Raw genomic sequence first — 22,278 nt, 5'->3', positions numbered from 1 at the left:
CCTGCAGCAAATAAGACCAACGACTAAAGATCAACCAACCGAGGTGGTCCAGTTTCAGCCGGACCACGGTGGTCAGGTTTGGAGCGGCGTTGACAACCTGATCCGAACCTCTTCCTCAGCATCGTCCCTGGTAGGGCTGGTTCACGCTCTCCCCAACACGGTAAGAACGCGGCGAGCGGATCAGCAGACCGGGGGCGCTCCGAGCAGAAATATTGAGAACGGAGCAGATTGCCTGAGAACGGACGGACTTTGTGAGTCGCTGTGAGCGGTTGTGAGTTCGGCAGGCGTTCGCCAGAGCACACAAACAGGGGTTTAAGGGTGTCAGAGCCCGACCCGTCCGGCTCAGAGTCGGCTTCGACTTGAGCGAGCTCCAGGTCGCACCACCACGACCCCTGCCCGCCTCGTACCGGCTCGGTCCGTTCCCTGACCGGCCACCGGCGTCCGGACGCTACCTGACGCCACCAGCACCGAGGGCCCCGATCGTCGCCATCGGGTCGACGCCACGTCGGCCTGCCTCCTCACCCCACCGTCCCGAAACCATCCCGGCGACACCGTCGCCTTCTCCCACTGCGAAGGACCATCGCGATGAGCACCCCTGAACCTCACGTCGAGCACACACAGCCCGTCCGCACCGTCGAGGACCTCCCACCTGGCACATGGACTACCGAGCGGATCCGCGCCCTGGGCATGGTCACCGACCTGAGCACCGCGGCCCGGATCTTCGGGCTATCCCGTTCCGTCGCCTACGACCTGGCCAAGCGCGGCGAGTTCCCGGTCGCCGTGCTGCGCTTCGGCAGCCGCTACCGGGTGCCGGTCGCCGCCATCCTCCACGCCCTGCACCTACCCGACGGCGACGACAGCCATCAGCCACCCCATCGCCGGGGGACGACTTGATCGTCGGCGGAAGGCACGCGTGGATCACCCCGTACGCAATCCGCAGCCACCGGCTGCCGAACACCCCACCCGAGGGAGACACCTGATCATGGCGGAAGGATCCGTCTTCAAACGCTGCGCGTGCCGCGACGGCAACCGGCGCAAACTCGGCAACCACTGCCCGCAGCTGCGCCGGCCCAGCGGAGCGTGGAATCCCACCCACGGCCGGTGGGCCTACCAACTCGAACTGCCCACCCACCCCGGCCAGGCGCGCCGGCAACTACGCCGCAGCACCTTCGACACCCGCGACGCCGCCACCGGCGACCGCGACCACGCCAATGCCCTGCTCGCCCTCGCCAGCGACGACCCGACCGTCGCCGCCGAGATCGCCGACATGCTCCTCGCCGTCACCGCCGGCGCACCACTGCCGGACCGCGACACCATCGCCCGCCGGGTCCGCGCCGGACTGCCCGCCACCGTCACGACCACCGTCGGCGAGTACCTGCACTCGTGGCTGGCCTCCCGCCGCAGCCTCAGCAGCGTCCAACCCAACACTCTGCTGGCCTACGAGTCGCACATCCGCGTCCACCTGGTCCCACACCTCGGCGCCATCGCCCTGGTGAAACTACGGGTGGAGCACGTCGAGGCCATGTTCGCCGCCATCGCCGACCGCAGCACCGCCATCGAGATCGCCCGCCAGAGCGACGACCCCGCCATCCGCGCCAGCGTCCGCGGCCTGCGCACCACCAAACCGGCCAGCATGCACCGCATCCGCGCCACCCTGCGCAAGGCACTCAACGACGCCATCCGCCGCGGCAACAACCGGCTCATCGACTTCAACCCCGCCGCCCACATCGAACTGCCCTCCGGGGTACGCCCCAAAGCCCGGGTATGGACCACCAAAGCCGTACAACGGTGGCGCGACACCGGCGAGCGACCCAGCCCCGTCATGGTCTGGACCCCCCAGCAGGCCGGCGCGTTCCTCGACCACGCCGAAGAGCACGACATCGCCCTCTACCCACTGTTCGCGCTCATCCTGCACCGCGGCCTACGTCGAGGCGAGGCCGTCGGACTCACCGACAACGCCGTCGACCTCGACAACTGCCTGATCAGCGTCACCCAACAGATAGCCACCCACGGCTACACACCCGTGATCAAGAAGGTCAAGTCCGAGTCCGGCAACCGGATCATGGCCATGGCCAGCATCACCCGCGTCGTCCTGCGCGCCCACCACGCCCGCCGCGCCCAATGGAAACTCGCCGCCGGCCACACCTGGCCCGACACCGGACTGTTCTTCGTCCAACCCGACGGTAAGCCCTGGCACCCCAACGCCGTAACCGACCGCTTCGAAGTCCTCGTCCGCGACGCCGACCTACCCCCAATCCGGCTACACGACCTACGGCACTGCGCCGCCACCTACCTCAAAGCCGCCGGCGCCGACCTCAAAGACATCCAGGAACTCCTCGGCCACTCCTCCGCCGCCATGACCGACGTCTACACCTCGGTCATCGCCGAACTCGACGTCGAACGCGCCAAAGCCGAAGCCGCCGCCGAACTACTCCCCCGCCGACGCAAGCGCGCCGCATAGGCAGACAACACCCGCCAGGCGGGGGCGGCAGCCCTCGGGGTTGCCGTCCCCGCCGTCGAGGTCGACGCTATCGGCCGCGACGCGGGCCTCCGCCGCGAGCAGCAAGACAGGGCTCTAGCCGCTCACCACTGCAGCGACCACCGCGCGTCAACCCTGGATCGGATGCTCCGTCCGGCGAGATCGGCGGGGCCATGCGGCAGCGAGCGGATGGTGGCTACGTGCACGCGCAAGCGCTTCCGGCCGGGGCCAACAGGCCGCGAGTGACCCGGTGAGGCTCGGCGCAACCTGGCTGCCCTGGAAAGCGCGGGCAGTCCGGCCAACGGGACCTACTGCGCTTGGTGGCCGGGCGGCGTGGCGTCCTGACCGGGGGTGACCGACCTGGCTTGCAAACAAGGGTGGCGTAGGAACTTGTCCACCAACTCGGTAGGCCCGCCGATGCAGGTCCAATCGTCATCCCAAAGTCGCGAAACCAGCCACGAACGATCTACGGGGAACATCAAGTTCGGCAAGACGCCTTTCCAGAGCGACCAGCCGTCGCTCCGGCGCCAACTGGCGGCCTGTTCCGGCCCCGCCTCAACCAGCACGTAGGGCCACCCGGCATACAAGGTGACTTTGGGCGCGTCCGGGAAGACGATGTCGTCGGCACCGGTGTCGAGATAGCCCAGCCACCACGGCTGGTCTGCCGACTGCTCGTGGAGAAGTGCGAGCACTGTCTGATCATGCTGGTCCTGTCCCTCACCACCAAAGGGCAACACGACCGTGGCGTAGGCCTCGAAACCCGGCGGGATGGCAGCGGCGATAGTCAAACCCGGGGTCGTGCCAGCGGCAATCCAGGCAACCTGAGCGCTCGTCCCGATGCGCCACGCGCGGCCGTCTTTGGCCCTCGTAATCACCCCGCCAGGTTAACGCTAGGTAGCGGTATTTCTACTGATTGTCCGCTGGTTGAGCCGATCTTCGCGTCGAGCAGTCGTAGACCTTGCGGAAAGACAAGGACTGATTACGTGGGCCTAGCCCTCGATGTAGTTCGCCCTGCTCGCCGGCAGGATGACTGAGCGAAGCGCTTGCATGGTGGGCCGCCTGGGACTCGAACCCAGAACCTAAGGATTAAAAGTCCTCAGCTCTGCCATTGAGCTAACGGCCCTCTGCGCTTCAGGCTACCCGACCACCTAGGCCCGGGTTGATGTCCGCCCCCGGTCTGGACGAGCGATGTTGACCTACGCCGGCCGTGACGTGTGAGCGGTCATGACCGGCGGCCGATCACCGGCCGGGTCGGGGTTGCGGCGCATCGGGTGCAGGGTTGGACCGTCCGGCAGAGCGATCGACGGGCGGGGTGTGTAGCCATGCCGGCTGTAGAGGTCAAGGGCAGAGGTGGTGCTGGTCCAGGAGGGCAGGTTCACGTGATCGAGACGGCTGCGGTGATGGGCGAGCATGGCCGATCCGTGGCCGGCGCCTTGGTCAGTGGGCCGCACCGCCAGGAACGCAAGCTGGTAGTGGGGCTCGGTTGGCTGTTCCTTGGCAAGCAGCCGATCGAGGATGTCGAAGCGGTCGGTGTGCGGACCTGCCGCATCGGCCAGCCGTGCCTGATAGTTCGCCGGTTGCGGGATGCTGCGGTATCGGTGGAAGCCGACAGTCGCGGCGGTGGCATCGCCGGCGATGTGGATGTCGCCGTAGAACATGGCGTGTTCGACCCAGATGGCGAGGACATCGGTGAGGATTTGGCACCGTGCGCCTGGGTCGGGGATCAGCCACGTTGCGAGAGGGCTGGGGTTGAGTGCATCGGCGATGAGCGCAGCGACGTGGTCTTTGTCTGCCCAGTGGGCAGCGCGGATGCGCGGGCCAGTGTCCATGGCGGAAGTTCCCTCGAAGTCTCGTGGTTGCGGGTCAGGAATTGCTGCTGCTGGTGTCGGTGCGGCTGCGGATCAGTGAGCTTTCTCGAGGTGAGTGGGATCAGGGCTACCGGTAGGCGGCCGTAGCGAGGTCACCCACGGCGGCGTCCACGGCGGCGGTGATGTCGCGTACCGGCTGGTAGTGCTGCGCGGCGATGGCCTTCAGGCGGCTGGTCAGGGTGGTGATGTCGTCGTCGAGGTAGAGGTGGTGGGTGAGGCTGAGATCGGCGACGAGGCCGGCGAGGGCGGCGGTGTGGTTGTCGGGTTGTTCGCGGCCGGCGGCGAGGTAGCGCAGGCGGGAGCGGGCGACGACGGCCCATTTGCTGTCGGTGGCGAGGTAGGTGTCGGCGCGGATGAGGCCGCCGAGGCGCCGTCGGGTGTGGTGTCGCAGGATCCCGCCGGCGACGAGTCCGGCGCGGGTGCGGTCGTAGAGGTCGTCGGAGAACCCGCGCAGCCACGCCCGTAGGGGTGGGTGGGTATGGCGGATGGTGGCGGTCGCGGCGTCGGCGATCAGGTCCCCGACTGGCCGGTCGGTGTGTGGGTGGATCCGTGGGTGGCTGGCCGGGCGGGTGTCGTCGTTCGGGTCGAGGGTCACCCGCCCGGCCAGGTACAGGTCGATCAGGACCGCGCCCGCGAGTCCCAGGGCGAGGGTCTGCCGGTGCACGTGGGGGTGTCCGGTGTCGTCGTCGTGGCCGAGCAGGAACAGGTCATCGCGCAGCGGCAGGCGCGGGATCGACGCGGTCATCGGCAGGGTTCCTACCGCAGCCCGGCGGTGAGCCGCCGTAACCGCTCGTGTGCCCCGCCGTACGCGGGACCGGCGGCGGGGAGCAGGGTCTTGTCGATCGCGGCGAGGACGGTGTAGTTGGCGTCGCACACGTTGCCGATCGGCGCCCGCCCCGCCTGCGACACGAGCTGGTAGGCATCCAGGGTTTCCAGGCCGGTCAGGGCGCTGGCCCAGCCGACCAGGTCGTGCTGGGCGATGCGGTACGCGTCCTCCAACGGACGGGCGCACCCGACGGACAGGATCTCCCGGTCGGTCTCCAACCGAGGCCACCGAGTGCTGACGCCTTTGATGACGTCGATGGCGAGGGTGGTGGTCGTGGCGATTTCCACGCCGACGCCGCAGGCCTCGCCGTCGCCCTGGCGGGCGTGCCCGTCGCCGAGCGCGAGCATCGCCCCGTGGACGTTCACCCCGAGGTAGAGGGTGGTGCCGGCGCGTAGGTGCGGGGTGTCGAGGTTCCCGCCGTGGGTGTCGGGCACGAGTGTGGAGCGGGCTTCGAAACCGCCGGGGGCGACACCGATCGTGCCGATCATCGGGTCCAGCGGCAGGTCCACGCTGTGGTCGCTGCGCGTGGCCTCGAACCGTACGGTCCCGGCCTGCCGGTCGATGCCGTACACCCAGACCCGCTCCTCCAATGGAGGTTGCAGGGTGGCGGTGTGGGAGGTGGAGGTCAGTGCTCCGAAGTGTGGGAACGTCGAGGACACACCCCAGTCCCGGGCCGGGGTGATGGCGGCGAGGTGGACGGCGAGGGTGTCGCCGGGTTCGGCGTCCTCGACGAAGAACGGCCCGGACACCGGATTGAGGTACGGCATTCGGCACACCTGCGACGGCAGGTCCGCTGGCCCCCTCACGAGACCACCGAAGCAGTCCTCCGTCGCGACGGTGAACACGTCCCCGCCGCGCACGTGCGCCACCGGCATCCGACCGCCGAAGGTGTACGCCAGCTCGTCCCGAGCCGGCCGGTAGGTGAACCTGTCCATGCCGGTCACACCCGCTCCACATGACGCGCCTGCGGCTGCGCGGGCGCCAACCCCGAGAGGGCAGGGCGGCGGCCGGACAGGTACAGGCCAGCCAGAACGACCATCCCGAGGGCGAGCCACGCCAGGCCAAGACGCTGCGCGGCGATGTTGGCGTTGACCACCACCCACACCAAAATCGCGAAGCCAATGCCGGGCATGACCAGATGCGCCCACCAGTTCCCGCTGCGCTCCCGGACGAGGTGATGCACCACGACCGAGACGTGCAGGACCAGGAACGCGACCATCGCCCCAAAGTTGATCAGCGACGACAACAGCGTGATCCCATCCGCACGGGTCGCCATGTACAGACCCAGCGCCAGGGACACCGCCCCGGTAAGCAGCGTCGCGTTGATCGGCACGTTGCGCCGGATCGACACCTTCGCCAGAAACGCCGGCAGCTGCCGGTCCCGGGCCATCGCGTACAACAGCCGAGACGTGGCGACCTGCGCGACCATCGAGTTCGGCAACCCCCAAGCGATCGCCGTCGCGACCGCGCACACCGTCGCCAACCAACCCCCACCGGCCACGGCGGCGGCGTCGTAGAAGGCAGTGCCGTTTGGATCGCCCTCCGCAAGAAGGGTGCCGGGGTCGGGGACGAGCATCGCGGCCAGCCACGTCTGCGCGATGAACAGCACCCCGGCCAGGATCAAGACGGCGGCCATCGCGCGGCCGATCTGCCGGGAACCACCCTTGGTCTCCTCGGCCAGCATGCTGATCCCGTCGAAGCCAAGAAAGGACAAGACCGCGATCGACACCGCCCCCGCCACCAGAGACCAGGTGAACGTGTCGGCGTTGTAGAACGCCTCCCAACTGAACCGGCCCTTCCCGGTCGCGAGAGCCCAGCCCGCGACGGCCAAGATGACCGCCAAGACGATCAACTCGCCGACCAGCATCGCCCGGGTAACCACCGCGGTCATCCGGATCCCTACCGAGTTGACGACCGTGTTGACCGCGACGAACCCGAGAAGCCACAGCCACACCGGCACCGCCGGGACCGTGGCGTGTATCGCCACCGACGCCACCAGGTACAACAGCCCCGGTACGAGGACGTAGTCCAGGAGGATCACCCAGCCGGCCAGGAACCCGACCGGCGGGCTGATCCCCCGGCCGGCGTAGTTGTAGACGCTGCCCGACATCGGGAACGCCTTCACCATCTGCGCATACGAGAACGCCGTGAACACCAACGCCACCACACCGACCGCGTACGCCAGAGCGACCATCCCGCCGGAGCCGGCGTACACGCTGCCGAAGATCGCCATCGGCGCGATCGGCACCATGTACACCAGCCCGTAGGCGATCAAGTCGCGGAAGCGCAGCCTCCGGGCCAACTCCTGCCGGTAGCCATAGCGCGCCAATTCATCTTGTAGTTGCATCGCACCCTTCCAATAGGATCGCTTTTCGGCAGCCGAAACACTCTCTACTGGGCCGCCTGCGAATGGCCTTGCGTTCAGAAAGGGTCGCTCGATTTCACTGGCTAAGTCGATACCAAAGATGCGGACAAAGGCTGTTGTCCGCATCGACGTGTTCGCCGCCAAGAGACTCGGACAGCGGACAGGCCAGAAACGCCATGTCCAGCGGCAGGGGCGAGGGGGCAGGCGTAGAGTCGATCGTGTCCGAGGAGCACTCGCGCGGACCTTGCAACACGACGACTCTTACTGCCCTATCCGGTGCCGAAGTTGACGGGCGGGCCTCTGCCGTCCGGGCGGGTACGGAAGTTGTTCGAGGAGGATCCGTGAGGCTGGCGGACAGCATCGCCGCGGTCTCGGTTAAGGACGCCGTTCGCGCCTCCGTGAGCTATGACCAGGTGCGTGCTAGTGGCGGTGCCCTGTACTGGTTGGAGACCCACCCGGCGGCTGGCGGGGTTGCGACAGTTTCGCGTTGGAGTCGCGGCGAGGGCGCGCGTGAGGTCAGTCCTGAAAGCTTGGACATCACAAGCGGAGTTCACGCGTACGGAGGCGGGACGTTCGCTGTCGCTGACGGGACGTTGTGGTGCGTCGGCGGAGACGGCCTTTACCGGAGCCGGCGTCACGACGATGAACTCGAGTTGGTCAGTCTGGGATCCTTCGGAGACCTGACGATCGGCGACGGCGAGTTACTGGCTGTGCGGGAGTCAGAGCATGGTGACGACCTCATCGCGGTGTCGCTCACAGGTGCTCCACAGATGCGGACTCTCGCCGTATCCCGGGGATTTCTCGGCGCACCTCGGCCAGGCCCGGGTTGGTTGGCCTGGAACGCTTGGACCGAGCGCGACATGCCCTGGGATGCGTGCGAGGTGTGGGTCGCCTTCTACTCGCCGCGTGGTCACCCCGAGCGCCCGGTGAGGATCGCCGGCGGTTCCGACGAGTCAGCGGTGGAGCCGAGGTGGGGTCCCGACGGGGCGCTGTACTTCGTGTCCGACCGCAGCGGCTGGTGGAACCTCTACCGGTGGGACGGTCACCAGGTAAAACTGGTGGCACCGATCGCGGGTGAGTGCGCGGCGGAGCCGTGGGAGCTGGGCTACGCGTCGTACGACTTCCTTGACGACGGCCGAATCGTCGTGGCGGTGCAGGACGGGCCGCGGCACCGCCTCGTCGTCATCGACCCTGACGGCACTGTTAGCCCGGTCGACCTTCCATATACGTCCATCAAGCCCTACCTGGCCGTTCAAGGAACGACGGTGGCATTGATCGGGTCGTCGCCGACCGCGGCCCCACAGGTCGCGCTCGTGCACCTCACGGCCGCCGCTCCTCGGGTGGAGGTGCTTGCCCGATCGGAGCACGCCAAACTCGACGGGGCGCAAGTGTCGACGCCGACGGAACTGCGAGTTCACGTCGCGGGTGATCGAGAGGTGATTGCCCTGGTGTATCCGCCAACGGCCTCGGCGGCGGACTGGCGGGCACCGGTGATCGTGAGGGCGCATCCTGGGCCTACCGCCTCGTGCCTCCTGCGCTTGGACTGGCAGGCACAGTTCTTCACCAGTCGGGGGTTCGCCGTCGTGGACGTCGACTATCTCGGCAGCACCGGGTACGGCCGGGTCTTCCGGGAAGCGCTGTACGGCCGGTGGGGCCTCGACGACGTTGATGACTGCGCCGCGGTGGCGGACCACCTGCTTGCAACAGGACGAGCCATACCGGGTCACGTCTTCATTCGCGGAGCCAGCGCCGGTGGATACACAGCCCTGCACGCGGTGGCGCAGAACGGTCCGTTCGCTGCCGCCACGGCCGTGTCAGCGATCGTGGATCCCGACCGTTGGGCGGAAACCGTGCCCCGCTTCCAGCGCGCGCACGCCAGACGGCTGCGAGGCGGTGCCGGGCGGGTCAATGCCGCAACCGTTCAGCGGCCGGTGCTGCTCGTCCACGGCACCGCCGATGACGTGGCGGTGGTCGAGGATGTGCGGGAACTCGCCGATCAACTGACGGCCCACGGCGTGCCCCACGACATGCTGCTTCTTCCCGACGTCGGCCACTACGTGGCGACCTCCGCCCAGGCGGGCACGGCGCTGGAAGCGGAACTCGCGCACTACCGTTCCGTGATGGCGGCTGCCGCTGCCGATTAAGGGGACTACACCGCGGCCAGCGGTAACTGAGAACGCACATACTCGCCGAACTCACGGACCTCCGGCTCACACCGGCAGGGCTCAAGATCGGCTTGCACCTCAACGATGCGCTCCAAGCAGCGGTGCGAGGTGGTCCGCGCGGCGTGATCCACCGCCACTCGGCCGGCGGCGCAGGCTTCGTCAATGCGGCCGGCGGCAGCCAATGATGAGGCCAGGAGCGCGGTGTCGATGGCCAGTCGACGGACGTGTGTGGGGCTCAGCGCGGCAAGGGCATCGCCCAGGTGCCGTTGGGTCTGCTGCGGCCGACCCAGATCATGGAAACAGTGGGCAAGCTCGTCGGCGAGATAGGCCGGATCGAAGTACTGGATCCACAGCGGCTCGTCCTCGGGCCTGCTGCGGGCCAGCTGCCGCTCCGCGATGTCGAGGTGGCTCAGGCACTCGCCTTCACGTCCGAGGCGGGCGTGCGTGCGCGCCACCACGGCGTGTAACGCGGCACCCACGGCGGGCGTCGCCTGAGTCTCGCTGCCTCTGACCGCCGTCAACGCCATGCGCGGTGCCGGCTCGGGGTGGCCGCAGTGCAGCGCGAGGTGGCCGATGTTCACGGCGAGTAGATAGCTGCCGTACAAGCGGTCGTCGACGGCCTGCGTCAGGCGCAGAGCGCGTAAGTAACGACGCTGGGCGAGACCGTGGGCACCGGTGTCGACCGCCTGGTAGCCGCATAATTCGAAGAAGCCCGCAGCCAACGTGTAAAGGCGCCGGCCGATCGCCTCCGAGGCGGGGCTATTCGCTAGCAGGCGGTTCAGTTCCCCTTCGACGTACCGCTGCACCTGGGCATGGACTCGTCCGGCACCGTGGGTGTGGTCCAACTGCCGGAACATCGCCAGAGCGGTCTCAGCGGAGCTGAGGTCCTCTTCACGAACCTGACCAGGCGAGCCGGGTCGTCCGGCTGCGGACACTTGGGGTCCCGCAGCAGCGTTCAGCCAGTCCAAGGCGGCGCGATCGAGAACACCTGGCTGGAACGGAACCCGGACGACCATATCGGCAAGCCTTGACGTGTCCGCTGACTGGGTGGGCAGCAGAGTGATGCCGCCGGCTGGCCCGTCCGGCAGACCCGTCTGCCTGCCCGCGCTGGTCCGGTTCTTCTCTAACAGCGGCAGCAGGCGCATTAAGGCCCCGTCGGCCGCCAGTGCCTTGTCGCAGGCCTCGACAAACCCCCGGGAGGGAATCGGTCCGCTGTCTCGACGCGACGCACCAGGTCAGCACTGAATCGGATCACGGTGCCCAGCCGTGCCTGCGAGAGGCTGGCGCGTTCCCGCAGCCGTCGCAGCTCGGCACCGAAGAAGTGGCGCTCGGACACGGATGGTTGGAGCGCCCGCGGGGTCTGACCCATGACACCGCCCTCTCAGGCTGCTTCCATTCGGATGGCATTGAGCAGCGTGGACATCGCGCACATAGGGTCACTCACCCTTCAAGGCGGCGCAACCATGGACGGCTGGAAGGCAAAGTGCCCGTCGTCGACGATCACTGATCGAAGACTCACGGCCGGTCAAGCCCCCACCGACGTCATCGCCCTCGCTTGAAGGACGACGAGACGCCGTTCGCCAAGAGCAGCCCGAAAAATACCTAGCTATTCGGCTATTGCCAGCCGCCACCGATCGACGGCACCAGTGCGGGCCGTGGCCGGGAGGCACCATGAGTGGCCTTGCCGGATCGAGCGCCTTCCACGGACACCAGGTTCCGAATGCACACCGCGCATGCGGACAAGTTTGTCTGTCCGCATGCGCCTGCTGGCCCACGGCGCTTGTGTGTGCCTCAATTAAGTACGGCTGTCGGTGCTTCGCCGCACTCGTCCGCATGATCCTGAAATGAGGAGTATCTGTGCCTGCTCCGCCTCAGTCAAAAACGGCTCCACCGCCCCTGCACCGACTGTGGCTCACCGTCGGTGACGGCCTCCAGATCCAACGGGTTCACCTTTATCTCGATGAGTGGCAAGCGATTCTCACATCGGACGCGCCGTTGCCGGACCTAGTAGGCGGTGGCGTTGCTGCGGCGTTGGCGGTTAATCCGGTGCCGGACATCACGTCGGCGTCCAGCCGCATCGACGCTGCCGGAATTCGACCATTCATCGACCTTGCAGCGCGGTACGCGTTTCCGGTCGGTCCGGCAAGCGCGTTGGGACCTACGGCACTGACCCAAGCCGGTGCGTTGACGAGGCACGGTGTCCGTCAGGTTGTGGCCGCCGATCTCACTGCTGTTTGCAGCGCTGCTGCCTGGTTGGTCGGGTTCCTCGCGGTCATCCGTCAGAGCGGGGTCCACCACGTGACCCTCCGAACTGACAAGCCGCCTCTTGAGCTGGCAGTGCTGCGGGAGGCCTGCGGCGTCGTCGCACTTGGCATGGCCATCCGGGTGTTGGAGGAACATCTTCGCGCGGACGGTGTGACCGACGATCGGCTGCGTGGCGCCTACTGCCAGGCGTTGGCGACGAGCGTCACCATTGAACGCCGGATGCCGGAACTGTTGGAGGAGCTGGCCGAGCTGCGTCTCGTTGACCTGGTGTCGATGTCGGTGCCATGGCGGGGCCGATTCACGAAGTACGCCGGCGGTACCGGCGCGGGTCAGGTGGAGTGATGCAGCGCTATCCGTTCATCGTGATCGAAGGCTTGGACGGTACCGGGAAGACAACGGTACGCAAGGGCCTGTTTCGGCTGTGGGAAGGGCTGTACGGAATCACACCAATGTGCATTCTGACCAGCAATTTCCTAGCCGCCAATACCGCTGCGGACCTCGTGGAGGGCAAGTACCAACCGTCGGCGGACAACCGTGACCGGTACCTGGAGGCTCTGGTGGCCGACAAGGCGGCGACGCTTGCTCAGTTGGTGCGACCGGCACTGGTGAATCGTCCAGTGATCAGCGATCGGTGGCTGGTCAGTGAGCTGGCGTTCTTCGCCGTCAAGCACGAAATGAAGCCGAGGGACACATACGAGCGGCTCGCTGCCGGTATCACCGAGCCGGTCGATGTGACACTGGTGCTCGATCTGGACCCGAGTGACTCACTGCAGCGAGCGCATGGGCGACAGGGTGACGCCGTGCGGGCGGACTGGGACGTGCTGGACGTGCAAGCGCGGGTGCGTCAGGTCTACACCGAGATCGTCAACGAGCCTGCGGCCTACCCGCTTTTGGGCAACGTGGCACACATCGACGCCAGCGCCAGCCCCGGCGCGGTCCTGAACCAGGTCTGGCAGGCCCTCATCGAGCACGACCTCGTGCCGCAGCGGTCCCGCGACGGGAGGACCGGTGAGCGCTGAACGCCTCCGTCGCGGCTTGACCGCACAAACCGGCACCCCGGTCCGGGCGGTCGGTGCGGTAAACGCCCTCGCCGCTACCGCCGCCTCCGGTGCTGGCTTCGACGCGCTCTGGGTCAGCAGCCTGGAGGTCTCCGCCGCAGCCGGGCTTGCCGACGCGAACGTACTCGGCGTGCGCGACCTGTGCGACGTGGTGCTCGCGGTCGGGCGCACTGCCCACCTACCCGTGGTGGTTGACGTCGACAACGCAGGCGGCTCCGCGGATTCGGCCCGCCGCTTCGCATTCGACCTCGCCCGAGCCGGTGCCGCAGCGCTCTGCCTGGAGGACAGCGCCTACCCGAAGTGCAACAGTTTCAGTACCCACCGCACCCAGGGCCTCGCCGAGGCCAGCGTCGTCGCGGATCAGCTACGGGAGATGCGTCGGGCCGGCGACGATCTGGTGCTCATCGCCCGCACGGAGGCGCTGATCGCCGGTGCACCCTTCTCCGAAGCCCTGGACCGTGCCCGCTACTACGCCGAGCACGGTGCAGACGCGGTGCTGATCCACTCCCGTGACCCGTCAGGGGATGAGGCATTACGCACGGTGCGGGAATGGGCGGCGCCCGTTCCCCTAGTCACTGTGCCAACCGCCTTCTCTCACCTCGGTTGGCAGGAGCTCGGCCGGGCCGGGTTCGCCATGTGCATCTACGCCAACCAGCTCAGCCGAGCCGCACTGGCGGGTATGCGCGCCGCCGCTGCGGAGCTGGCCGGTACCGGCTCGCCTGGCACGGTGCCGCTGGCCACTGTCGGTGAGTTACTGGCGATCGGTGATCCCTACGCCCGCGTCTGAGCCCAGCGCCCCGCCCCTCGTTCAGGAGGCTCACATGCCCCTACTGCCGCAGATCAGCGTGTCGGTGAAGGCCGCCGTCCTACGCGACGACCACGTGCTGCTGTTGTCCTACGACGACGCCAGCGGCTTCCACTACAACCTGCCGGGAGGCAAGGCCCGCGAGGGAGAGTGCCTGCGCGACGCCGTGCGCCGCAAGGTCGCTGAGGAGACCGGGCTGCGGGTGCGGACGGATCGGCTGCTGTTCGTCGTGGAGTACGTGCCCGAAGTCTGGCGCGGGGAGTTCGGCGACGTGCAGAAGGTGCAGTTCAACTTCCTCGCCGAGCCCCTCGACGACACTGCGCCCCGCATGTCGGATCCAGCCGACCCCGACCAAATCGGGTTCGAGTGGGTGCCGATGACCTCGTTGGCCAGCAAACAGTTGCTGCCACGTGTCGTCCCGCAACTGCTCGACGCACTCGGCGGGGACCGGAGCGACTGCCTCGTGGACCGGTGGTGACCGCGATGAGCGCTCGCCTGGAAACGCTACGCGAGTGGTTGCTCGCCGAGCACGCCAACACCGTAGACGCCGACCGGCTGACCGCCATCGCAGCCCACCTACGGCAGACGATCGAAGAAAGCGTCGAGGGCGCGCTCGTTGAGGTCGGTTGCTATCGAGGTGCCATGGCGCTGTGGATGCGCGCAGTGCTGAACGATCTCGGCGACAGCAGGCGGCAGATTCATGTCTATGACTCCTTCGCGGGCCTACCGGCCCCAGGCGATCGGGACTCGAGCCACCTGAGGGAAGGCGAGCTGGTGAGCACTCCGGCGGACGTCGAGGCCACCCACGTCACTTGGAATGAGCCAAGCCCCGTGATCCATCCAGGCTGGTTCGCCGACACCCTGCCTCGCGAACTGCCTGACTCCATCGCGTTCGGCTACCTCGACGGCGACTTCTACGACTCCATCCACGTTTCGTTGACGGATTGCGTTCCTCGGCTGAGTCGCGGCGGCGTGCTCATTATCGACGACTATGCCGACACGGTGTTGAATCCGAAGGCGTGGGACGGCCTCCCTGGCGTCAAGCGGGCCTGCGACGACTATTTCGGTACACCATCCCCTGTTGAAGTTCTCGTCGGTGATGGTGACCTCGCCTTCGGTCTGTACCGGCGGGTCGAATGAAGAGCATCCTGCTCATCGAGGGCAGTGCCGACCCTCGTCCGCTGGCCCAGGCACTGCCGGGAGTGCGCGTCGAGGTACTAGACCGGCTACCGAGGACGTCCCATCCCGCAGTCGCGGCCGTCATGCGTTCCGGCACCCGGCTCGCGGTCGGCCACCTCGACCACCTGCCGGCACTGCGACATGTCGTGCGACCGGGTTCCGGCACCGACAACATCGACGTCAGTGCGCTCGCGGCCCGAGGTATCACCGTTCACCGCAACCCTGTCGCCAACGCCGCAGCCGTCGCGGAATGGACCCTGCTGGCTGCCCTCAGCGTTACGCGCCGGGCGGCGCTCGGGCACAACGGCCTTATCGTCGGTCGTCACCTCAAGACTGCCTGCCTTGGACGTCACCTGGCGGAGCAACGCGTCGCGATCTGGGGCGCCGGTCCCGTCGGTCTCGCCATCAAGCAAGTACTGGGCCAGGCCGTGCAGGACCTCGCGTATGCGGCTTGGCCCTCGAATCCTCCGCATCTACCGCAGCAACCCGCAGAACTGCTGATCGATTGGGCAGATCTACACATCGTGGCACTGCCGCTACGCGAGACCACCCGATCGGCCGTTGGCCCCGCTTGGCTGGCACGCGCAAAGCGACGCAGCCCGGCACTGGTCTGCGCCGGAAGGGTAGAGACGCTTGATCTGCCCGCCTGCCTGGATGCCTTGGATGCCGGCACGCTAAGCGGCTTGGCCGTCGACGCAATCGACCCTGAGCACATCGCCTCGCTCACCCGGCCGAGCGAGCCGCGCAACCTGCTCCTCACCCCGCACATCGGGGCACAGCGTGCGGACGTGCGGCGTGCCCTAGACCACTGGACGGCCGAGACCCTACGAGCTGTCTTGATGCCCTCGCGAGAGGAGGTTCGATGACCAGCTCGGCGGACATTCGAACCGAGATCGCGGCCCGCGTCGCAGCCGAACTGAGCAACAACCATGGCGTTGACGAGGTCTGGCTGGAGGGTGCCCTGGCTGTCGGCCTGGCTCACGCCGGCAGCGATATCGACCTGCGCGTCGTCTTCCACGACCGTCCGCCCATGCTGCGCTCTCGAATGGTGGACGGCGTACGGGTTGACCTCGCCGCATGTACTTACACCGACATCCAATCGCTGAGGAGCCTGGCGAGTTCCTTCGACGTGGGCTTCGACGACGTCGAGCGCTTCAGGCAGGTCCGCGCTGCGCTCGGGCAGCTCACCCACCTGCGGACGGCGCGACGGTACACCCCAGCAGGATGGCAGGTGGTCGCTACCGCGAGCGAAATTTCCTGCTACCGAAACTGGGTGGTCGCTGACCGGATCGAGTACGTCCTCAGCCTGGTCGAGGACCTCCTCGGGCTCGTCACCGACCAGCTACCTGCCGAGGCCGAGGTGGTCTGCCGCCAGCTGGAGGTCTGCCTTCTCGGCCTCGACCTCGTGGTAGCGGACCAACCGCTACTCGGCGACAAGTGGCTACCTTCCCTTTGGCGTCGAATCAACGATGAGCCACCACCGGCACTCCCCACCTCGGCATGGAATGCCGAGGACTTCTCCTGGTTTCCGGCCGTCCGGCAGCGGGTCACCGCCGCGCTCCTCCGGTGTTGGCCGGACATGATCGCCACCGAGGAACTGCCCCCGGCCGGAACGGGTGATCAGGGCTGGCTGCCCCAGCGCTACGCAGACGGCTGGTTCCTGCGTCGCGGCAACCAACGCGTCCGACTTACCCCCGGCCAGCTCAACGGCTGGCTGCGATTACACCGCGAGGGAGGCTGACGATGTCACCGACCGTAACCACTCCGGAGGCCATCTACCGACCCCTGTCCGCCACCGAGGCTCGCCGGCCGGTCTCGGTTATCCTCAAGTTGCGCGGCGACACCTGCAATATCGACTGCCTGTACTGCTACGAGAAGCGTAAAGAAAGCCCTGGTGGAGCCCGGCTCTCCGCCGATGACGCCGGCCGGCTGACCACGATCTTCGGTGATCGGCCGGTCGCTGTCGAACTGCACGGTGGCGAACCACTGACCATCGGCCGGGCCTACTTTGCCGAAATTCTCGACCGACTCGCGGCCCAACCCAACGTCGTCCGTGTGTCGATTCAGACCAACGCCCTGCTGCTCGACGACGCCTGGCTCGACCTCATTGACGCGCACTACCCGAACCTGGAGATTGGGGTCTCACTCGACGGCGACGCCGAGAGCAACGCTTGGCGCATCGGCTACGACGGCCGGCCCACCTACGACCGCGTCGCCGCCGCCCTGAACCTGCTCGCAACACGGGGCAAGCACGTAGGGGTGATCACCGTCGTCACCTCTGCCGTGCTCAACCGCGCCGTCGAGATCCTCGACCATCTCGCCGGATTTGCGGCTGTACGCGCCGTCAACCTCGTACCCTGCTTCGACGCCGCCGACATCGCCCCAACCCGGTCCGTTGGCGTACGGGTGCCGGCGAGTCGACAGCTGCAACAAGCGGCACTCACCGTCCCTGACCGGCCCGCCTGGGCAACCACGCCAGGGGAGTACGCGTCCTTCGTCCTCAGTGCGACCGCACACTGGATCAGCAGCGGTTTGTTCGAACGCATCAAGCTCGAACCAGCGGTCTCGGCCATCCAGCGTCTCACCGGCGCATCTGCCGCCATCTGCCACTTCTCCGCCGCCAAGTGCGACCACGTCTTCACCGCCTACCCCGACGGCCGCCTGGGCAGCTGCGACGAGCTACCAGGGCCGCAGGCCCAACTCGCCATGCTCCCCGAGGTCACAGAGGAAGCCGATCTTATTCGGGCACAGCGGCAATTGCCGCTTCTTACCGCCGGCCGGTCGCTGATGGTGAAGTGCGCGAGCTGCCGCTATCGCGACACCTGCGGAGGCGGCTGCGTCGCCACCCGCCGGCGGGCGCACCAGCACGCCGACAGCGACGACGAATACTGCGCCTACCGGATGCGGCTAATTGACGGCGTCGCCGCCCTCCTCGCCGAACCCCATCGACCCGGTGCCATTTCCTGCCGCGCGGTGCGATGGCGCCCCCGCCTTCCCAACTCGATGCCCGACGTGGCCGGCTTCCTCGACCGCTGGGACGACCCCAGCCGATTGAGGCCAACAGTGATCCTGCGGCGCAGTGAACACGGCAACATCAACAGTGCAGGTTTGCCCGGTATCCACCCTGCCGACGACCTCGACCCGCAGCACCCTCAGTGGCGGGATGGCATCGAGCCCGCGGTCTGGCCACTGATCGACCTGCTGACCCGACGCTTGGGCTATGTGACATACGACAGCTGTCAGGGCCACCGGTACACCGATCTCGATCTGGCACCTGTCGGCCTGCGCGTCGGCGTCCTTCCGCGAGACCGCATCGAATCCGCCCAACTCAGCAACGTTCTGTGCCGGCTGCACACCCGAGCACGGCAGGTGCTGCCAGCTGCCTGTGAGCTGTTGGTCGGCCGGGACCGGCTGACCAGCGAGGCCACCAACCGCCAGTATCCGGTCCTCGATCTCGCCCTCGCCCCGACGGCTGGCTGGGACGAATATTTCGCCACCCTGAACGACGCAGTCGCCGCTATCACCGGCGCGATGGACGACATCGCCCGTGACGCGCGCGCCGACTGCGAATGCCGCTCCTGAGCCCGCCCACGTCTCAAGGACGGAAGTCATGATTCATGTATCCGAGACCCTGACCACCCACAGCGTGGAGAGCTTCCTCAGCCCCACCGACGTCGAACATCTCGCCACCGTGATGGACGAAGTCCTCGCCTCGGCTGGCACCCACCGCTTCGACCGAGACCGCGTAAGCACGATGCATGAGATCCCGGGCCTGACTGCCGCAGAGGCCAAGGCGGTCTACGAACCCACCGGACGCATCGAGATTGCCGAGCTACCTCCGTCGGTCACCGCCATCCTCGACCGGGCAACCAACTGCGCTATGCCGACCATCCGCCGCGCCATGCCGTCTGTGACTGCGCTGCGCCCCTGGACCTACGTCGAGTACCGCACGGGACAGCACATCACTCCCCATGCCGACGGCATCGCCCTTGACCCCCACACTTGGCCCCGTCAGGTCGGAGGCATTGGCGTCCCCATTCGACACGCCGACGTCGGTGGCGACTTCTACGTCGAGACGACCGGAGCCGCTGAGATCTGGGCCAGCACCGACGTGACCGACGCTGCCGGGTACGCAACCGGCATGTCGCTCATCCACGACGGTGCCGACAACTCGTCCGCCTGGTTCCGCGACCTGCCTCGCACTCGCTGGACCGTCCGTCCTCGCCTCGGTGACGCGATTATTTACGGCTCCCAGCTCACCCACGGCACCGAACCAGCCACCTACGGCCGGGCCTGCAAGTTCATCAGCTGGCTGCTCGCTGAGCGGTGACAACCCCATGCCTTCGCGCACCCGCAGTCCGCCTCTGCCCGGCACCCCACGCAGCCCAGACATCTTTTTTGACCAGACAAGGAGCACCTCGTGGACGAGCCCACGCCGTACGACGATTTCCTCGCCGCCGTTGACCAACTCCGTGGCGAGAACCCCACCGTCCAGGTCACCGCACACACCGCGAATGTCGCCACCACCGGCTGGCCTCCGGCGGACAACACCGACACCTCAACAGACCAGCAGTAACCCTGCCCTCGGCCTGGTGCCGGGTCCTGCACCCGGCACCAGGTCCCCATTGCGGCGCAAAGGAGAACAGCGGTGCCTTCCCTTGAGGACGTCTTCACCCTGCCGGCCACCACGGAACTACGACGGCAGCGCGCCACTGCCATCCACCGCGTCCTCGGCACGACCGCCCCGGCAATCACGCCACTGAACTACGCCCTCGCCCACCACTGGCTCGAAGGCGCCGAGGCTGCGGCACGAGCTGCCGACGGCACGCTCTTGGCTTGGTACCGCCATGCCACCACTGGCGACGCTAGCCACCTGCGCGCCGACCATGATCGCGTCGCTCCGATCGTGGTCAACCCAAACCCTGACCAGATGTGCCGCTCCGCCATCGCCGCCACCCCGTACTACGTCGTCAGCCCGGAAACGGTGCCTGCCCAATCCATCGCCATCGAGCATGTGCGAGACGGGTTCTCGACAGCCGCCACCGCCGGCTTCGGCGCACTGCTACGTGACCACGCGCCTATCGTTTGCCTCCTTCGCCGAAAAAGGCTTCACGACACTCTGCTCAGCTGGACCATTACCCGCCTGCCCGGCACGGTGTTTACCGACCACACCGAGCATCCGCTCGTCCTCGCCCGCGATCTCATCCACGAAGCTGGCCACAACTGGCTCAACGACGCCCTCGCCGCATGCCACGTAACCATTCCTGACGACCAACACTTCTACTCGCCCTGGCGAGCCACCAAGCGACCCGCCTTCGGCTTCCTTCACGCCTGCTGGGCCTTCCCACTCACCGTCCTGTATGCCGCCCGCGTCGCCTCCACCGCGTCGCCGGAGGTCCGCGACTTTTTCACTGAGCACCTGCACACTCAGGCTGATCATCTGCAACAGGCAAGGGCTGGCTTCCAAGCGGCAGTCACACTCGTCAACCACGACGATCTCCGCCACCGTATGACCAAGATCTTCGACGCCGCCGTCAGCGTTACTGCGGCACATCCGGCGTGATCGGCGAAGGCCAGTTGAGACGGAAATTGCTGCCCACGGCGTGTACCGTGGGCGGCACCGATCGTTACTCCGCGACGACGGAATCCGCTCTTGAGTGGGCGGGCAGCCGGCGGACCCGGTGAGGTTGGGATGGCCCAGACTCCACGCGAACTCGCACCGCACACCTCCGCGAAGCACTACTTCGGCGCCCAGCTGCGAACTTGGCGGGAACGGCGCCTCTGGTCACAAGCAAGGCTAGGTGAGCACCTGCACGTCAGTGCGGACCTCATCGCCAAGGTCGAAAAGGCGCTGCGCTGGCCGAGCGCGGAGTTCGCCGCTGCCTGCGACAGCGTGCTTGCCACCGGGGGTGCCCTAGCCGAGTTCCTGCCGCTGGTCGACCTCGAGCGGTGCCAGGAGCGTGCCACAGTCGCTGCCACTGCCCGTGCGGTGCGTGCCGCCGTCTCGCAGCCGCGACACAGCATCACGCTTACGACACCCACGTTCGCCGCCTTGCCAGACGAGACCGTCAGTGATGCGCCAACCGGCTGGGAGTCGGCACTGCCCGGTGCGCAACTTACGGCTCCCCCACCGGCATGGCCAGTCGACCGACTGCTCACCCTGCCGCGCGGTCGCGCCGTACCCGCCACCACCCTGACGCTCAGCAGCATTCCCAGTCAAGATCGTCGCGACATCAGCGGCTTCACCGGCGCGCTCGCCGGCGGCCACGCTGCGGCCTCCGGACTTCGCGCACTCTTGGCGGCTGATTTACTGGACGGCGACACGCCGGTCCTCGCGGTGGCCACAACGCCAACTCTTGGGATGGTAGCCCCCGCATATCGCCTCGACGCCTTCACCATCGGCATCCTGTGGGCCATGTGCGGCATGGACGACGCTCTTTTGGTTGATGACGCCGCGCTCGCCGACCGCATCCCTCAACTGCGCCATTACGCGCAACTACCGGGATCCGCCGTCAGCCGCGATATCGCCGCCGAACTCAACACCCTGAGCCAGATGTGGCTCGGCTCCGACTTCTGCGCTCGCTACATCAGCCTCCGCCTCGACGCCACGACCGGCCGGCCCGTCTTCTGGACCCGGGAGCAGTACGGCGAGGAGGCCAGCACCTGGCTGTTGTTTCGCCACAAGATCGCCTACCTGCGCACCACGAGCGAACGCTTCACGACGCCCACCGCCCCCGCCACCCGCGTTTTTTGCATCCCAGAAACCGCTGTGCAGAGCAGCCCTCACGCCGAGCGTGTTCTGTTGCTGCTCTCGGCAGCGTTCATGGAATCCCTGCGCGTCGCCGTGTATGTGAACCCCGATCCCACCTACGCCAGCGTCGAAGGTTTCGTACTGACCCCACACTCGCAGGTCATCCTCGCCACTTGGGTGCGCGCCGATGGACTTTGGCATGTTGACGCCTTGGACCGCCGTAGCTCGTTACGGCGCTACGACGATGTCGCCCGAGGCGGCCAGGCCGGCTCCATCGCGGCAGGGAGTCGGCCCGAACACCGCTTGCAGACCTTCGCCGACTACCTCGGCCTGGATTGGTCTTGGTTGCGTCGACGTTCGGCGGAACTGGCAGCAGTTGGCGTCGAAGGATTGATCCGACCTCGTAGCCGATTATTGACCACCGATGGCATCAACGCCGCGTGCCGCTACCTGGCGAGCCTTCCTTGACTCTTCGCCGTACTGAGAACCTGTGACAGTCTGCCGCAGGTACACCAAC

At 67.2% G+C, this 22,278-nt stretch carries 22 protein-coding genes and 1 tRNA gene; 15 read left to right on the top strand and 8 right to left on the bottom strand.

The features are described 5' to 3' along the window. The first annotated feature begins 585 nt into the window (after positions 1–585). Positions 586–894, top strand: coding sequence for a helix-turn-helix domain-containing protein (locus ACIBF8_RS16385; protein ID WP_387386577.1), 309 nt, complete (start codon positions 586–588; stop codon positions 892–894). An 88-nt stretch (positions 895–982) separates the two neighbouring features. Next, positions 983–2,461 carry a tyrosine-type recombinase/integrase gene (locus ACIBF8_RS16380; RefSeq protein WP_396783743.1) on the top strand — a complete coding sequence of 493 codons (1,479 nt, stop codon included), beginning with the start codon at positions 983–985 and terminating at the stop codon, positions 2,459–2,461. A 326-nt stretch (positions 2,462–2,787) separates the two neighbouring features. Here the strand turns inward: ACIBF8_RS16380 and ACIBF8_RS16375 are convergent, their stop codons facing one another. The 6 genes from ACIBF8_RS16375 to ACIBF8_RS16350 all read right to left on the bottom strand — a co-directional run bounded on the left by ACIBF8_RS16375 (position 2,788) and on the right by ACIBF8_RS16350 (position 7,520). After that, complete coding sequence (locus ACIBF8_RS16375; protein WP_396783741.1) at positions 2,788–3,354, bottom strand: hypothetical protein; 567 nt, start codon at positions 3,352–3,354, stop codon at positions 2,788–2,790. A gap of 173 nt (positions 3,355–3,527) precedes the next feature. Further along, positions 3,528–3,602, bottom strand: a tRNA-Lys gene (locus ACIBF8_RS16370). A 73-nt stretch (positions 3,603–3,675) separates the two neighbouring features. Continuing rightward, a complete protein-coding gene (locus ACIBF8_RS16365) occupies positions 3,676–4,308 on the bottom strand; it encodes a GNAT family N-acetyltransferase (protein WP_396783739.1) in 633 nt (210 codons plus the stop codon). Positions 4,309–4,414: 106 nt separating this feature from the next. Continuing rightward, complete coding sequence (locus tag ACIBF8_RS16360) at positions 4,415–5,092, bottom strand: GPP34 family phosphoprotein (protein ID WP_396783738.1); 678 nt, start codon at positions 5,090–5,092, stop codon at positions 4,415–4,417. An 11-nt stretch (positions 5,093–5,103) separates the two neighbouring features. Then, a complete protein-coding gene (locus tag ACIBF8_RS16355) occupies positions 5,104–6,108 on the bottom strand; it encodes an acetamidase/formamidase family protein (protein WP_396783737.1) in 1,005 nt (334 codons plus the stop codon). A gap of 5 nt (positions 6,109–6,113) precedes the next feature. Then, a complete protein-coding gene (locus tag ACIBF8_RS16350) occupies positions 6,114–7,520 on the bottom strand; it encodes an APC family permease (protein WP_396783790.1) in 1,407 nt (468 codons plus the stop codon). Between the two features lie 359 nt (positions 7,521–7,879). On the opposite strand from ACIBF8_RS16350, the gene ACIBF8_RS16345 reads away from it, so the two are divergent. Next, positions 7,880–9,682, top strand: a complete 1,803-nt coding sequence (locus tag ACIBF8_RS16345; RefSeq protein ID WP_396783736.1) for a S9 family peptidase — start codon at positions 7,880–7,882, stop codon at positions 9,680–9,682. 5 nt (positions 9,683–9,687) lie between these two features. On the opposite strand, the gene ACIBF8_RS16340 is transcribed toward ACIBF8_RS16345, so the two are convergent. Together ACIBF8_RS16340 and ACIBF8_RS16335 are read right to left on the bottom strand one after the other, a co-directional pair. Then, the gene (locus ACIBF8_RS16340; RefSeq protein ID WP_396783735.1) at positions 9,688–10,848 is read right to left on the bottom strand and encodes an XRE family transcriptional regulator; all 1,161 of its coding nucleotides are present in this window, start codon (positions 10,846–10,848) and stop codon (positions 9,688–9,690) included. After that, positions 10,848–11,072: a helix-turn-helix domain-containing protein gene (locus ACIBF8_RS16335; RefSeq protein ID WP_396783733.1), complete on the bottom strand. Its 225-nt coding sequence runs from the start codon at positions 11,070–11,072 to the stop codon at positions 10,848–10,850. The genes ACIBF8_RS16340 and ACIBF8_RS16335 overlap by 1 nt, the downstream gene beginning before the upstream one ends. 488 nt (positions 11,073–11,560) lie before the next feature. Here ACIBF8_RS16335 and ACIBF8_RS16330 point away from each other — a divergent pair, with 488 nt between their 5' ends. The 12 genes from ACIBF8_RS16330 (at position 11,561) to ACIBF8_RS16275 (ending at position 22,229) form a co-directional block, all read left to right on the top strand. After that, positions 11,561–12,310, top strand: a complete 750-nt coding sequence (locus ACIBF8_RS16330; RefSeq protein ID WP_396783732.1) for a hypothetical protein — start codon at positions 11,561–11,563, stop codon at positions 12,308–12,310. Continuing rightward, the gene (locus ACIBF8_RS16325; protein ID WP_396783730.1) at positions 12,310–12,987 is read left to right on the top strand and encodes a dTMP kinase; all 678 of its coding nucleotides are present in this window, start codon (positions 12,310–12,312) and stop codon (positions 12,985–12,987) included. Before ACIBF8_RS16330 ends, ACIBF8_RS16325 begins: the two co-directional genes overlap by 1 nt. After that, positions 12,977–13,813 carry an isocitrate lyase/phosphoenolpyruvate mutase family protein gene (locus ACIBF8_RS16320; RefSeq protein ID WP_396783728.1) on the top strand — a complete coding sequence of 279 codons (837 nt, stop codon included), beginning with the start codon at positions 12,977–12,979 and terminating at the stop codon, positions 13,811–13,813. The genes ACIBF8_RS16325 and ACIBF8_RS16320 overlap by 11 nt, the downstream gene beginning before the upstream one ends. 34 nt (positions 13,814–13,847) lie before the next feature. Continuing rightward, positions 13,848–14,309 carry an NUDIX domain-containing protein gene (locus tag ACIBF8_RS16315; protein WP_396783726.1) on the top strand — a complete coding sequence of 154 codons (462 nt, stop codon included), beginning with the start codon at positions 13,848–13,850 and terminating at the stop codon, positions 14,307–14,309. Between the two features lie 5 nt (positions 14,310–14,314). After that, positions 14,315–14,971: a TylF/MycF/NovP-related O-methyltransferase gene (locus tag ACIBF8_RS16310; protein WP_396783788.1), complete on the top strand. Its 657-nt coding sequence runs from the start codon at positions 14,315–14,317 to the stop codon at positions 14,969–14,971. Then, entirely contained in the window at positions 14,968–15,876 is a 909-nt protein-coding gene (locus ACIBF8_RS16305) for an NAD(P)-dependent oxidoreductase (protein WP_396783724.1), read from the top strand. Before ACIBF8_RS16310 ends, ACIBF8_RS16305 begins: the two co-directional genes overlap by 4 nt. After that, positions 15,873–16,751, top strand: coding sequence for a hypothetical protein (locus ACIBF8_RS16300; protein ID WP_396783722.1), 879 nt, complete (start codon positions 15,873–15,875; stop codon positions 16,749–16,751). Before ACIBF8_RS16305 ends, ACIBF8_RS16300 begins: the two co-directional genes overlap by 4 nt. A 2-nt stretch (positions 16,752–16,753) precedes the next feature. After that, positions 16,754–18,592: a radical SAM protein gene (locus tag ACIBF8_RS16295; RefSeq protein ID WP_396783721.1), complete on the top strand. Its 1,839-nt coding sequence runs from the start codon at positions 16,754–16,756 to the stop codon at positions 18,590–18,592. Between the two features lie 64 nt (positions 18,593–18,656). Next, the gene (locus tag ACIBF8_RS16290) at positions 18,657–19,340 is read left to right on the top strand and encodes a hypothetical protein (RefSeq protein WP_396783720.1); all 684 of its coding nucleotides are present in this window, start codon (positions 18,657–18,659) and stop codon (positions 19,338–19,340) included. 90 nt (positions 19,341–19,430) lie between these two features. Next, positions 19,431–19,586 carry a hypothetical protein gene (locus ACIBF8_RS16285; RefSeq protein ID WP_396783719.1) on the top strand — a complete coding sequence of 52 codons (156 nt, stop codon included), beginning with the start codon at positions 19,431–19,433 and terminating at the stop codon, positions 19,584–19,586. A 72-nt stretch (positions 19,587–19,658) separates the two neighbouring features. After that, positions 19,659–20,573 (top strand): aKG-HExxH-type peptide beta-hydroxylase, encoded by a 915-nt coding sequence (locus ACIBF8_RS16280; RefSeq protein WP_396783717.1) that lies wholly within the window; start codon positions 19,659–19,661, stop codon positions 20,571–20,573. A gap of 129 nt (positions 20,574–20,702) precedes the next feature. Continuing rightward, positions 20,703–22,229, top strand: coding sequence for a multiprotein-bridging factor 1 family protein (locus ACIBF8_RS16275; protein ID WP_396783715.1), 1,527 nt, complete (start codon positions 20,703–20,705; stop codon positions 22,227–22,229). The last annotated feature ends 49 nt before the right edge of the window (positions 22,230–22,278 follow it).

Origin of the sequence: Micromonospora sp. NPDC050276 (assembly GCF_044459545.1) — a bacterium.
Taxonomy (GTDB): domain Bacteria; phylum Actinomycetota; class Actinomycetes; order Mycobacteriales; family Micromonosporaceae; genus Micromonospora.
This window is presented reverse-complemented; position numbering and strand designations above follow the sequence as displayed.

Coding starts and splice junctions, on each gene's coding strand:
- ACIBF8_RS16310 (WP_396783788.1), top strand. CDS start 14,315: ATGAGCGCTCGCCTGGAAACGCTACGCGAGTGGTTGCTCGCCGAGCAC.
- ACIBF8_RS16385 (WP_387386577.1), top strand. CDS start 586: ATGAGCACCCCTGAACCTCACGTCGAGCACACACAGCCCGTCCGCACC.
- ACIBF8_RS16305 (WP_396783724.1), top strand. CDS start 14,968: ATGAAGAGCATCCTGCTCATCGAGGGCAGTGCCGACCCTCGTCCGCTG.
- ACIBF8_RS16355 (WP_396783737.1), bottom strand. CDS start 6,108: ATGGACAGGTTCACCTACCGGCCGGCTCGGGACGAGCTGGCGTACACC.
- ACIBF8_RS16380 (WP_396783743.1), top strand. CDS start 983: ATGGCGGAAGGATCCGTCTTCAAACGCTGCGCGTGCCGCGACGGCAAC.
- ACIBF8_RS16340 (WP_396783735.1), bottom strand. CDS start 10,848: ATGCGCCTGCTGCCGCTGTTAGAGAAGAACCGGACCAGCGCGGGCAGG.
- ACIBF8_RS16300 (WP_396783722.1), top strand. CDS start 15,873: ATGACCAGCTCGGCGGACATTCGAACCGAGATCGCGGCCCGCGTCGCA.
- ACIBF8_RS16315 (WP_396783726.1), top strand. CDS start 13,848: ATGCCCCTACTGCCGCAGATCAGCGTGTCGGTGAAGGCCGCCGTCCTA.
- ACIBF8_RS16295 (WP_396783721.1), top strand. CDS start 16,754: ATGTCACCGACCGTAACCACTCCGGAGGCCATCTACCGACCCCTGTCC.
- ACIBF8_RS16325 (WP_396783730.1), top strand. CDS start 12,310: ATGCAGCGCTATCCGTTCATCGTGATCGAAGGCTTGGACGGTACCGGG.
- ACIBF8_RS16275 (WP_396783715.1), top strand. CDS start 20,703: ATGGCCCAGACTCCACGCGAACTCGCACCGCACACCTCCGCGAAGCAC.
- ACIBF8_RS16350 (WP_396783790.1), bottom strand. CDS start 7,520: ATGCAACTACAAGATGAATTGGCGCGCTATGGCTACCGGCAGGAGTTG.
- ACIBF8_RS16365 (WP_396783739.1), bottom strand. CDS start 4,308: ATGGACACTGGCCCGCGCATCCGCGCTGCCCACTGGGCAGACAAAGAC.
- ACIBF8_RS16335 (WP_396783733.1), bottom strand. CDS start 11,072: ATGGGTCAGACCCCGCGGGCGCTCCAACCATCCGTGTCCGAGCGCCAC.
- ACIBF8_RS16360 (WP_396783738.1), bottom strand. CDS start 5,092: ATGACCGCGTCGATCCCGCGCCTGCCGCTGCGCGATGACCTGTTCCTG.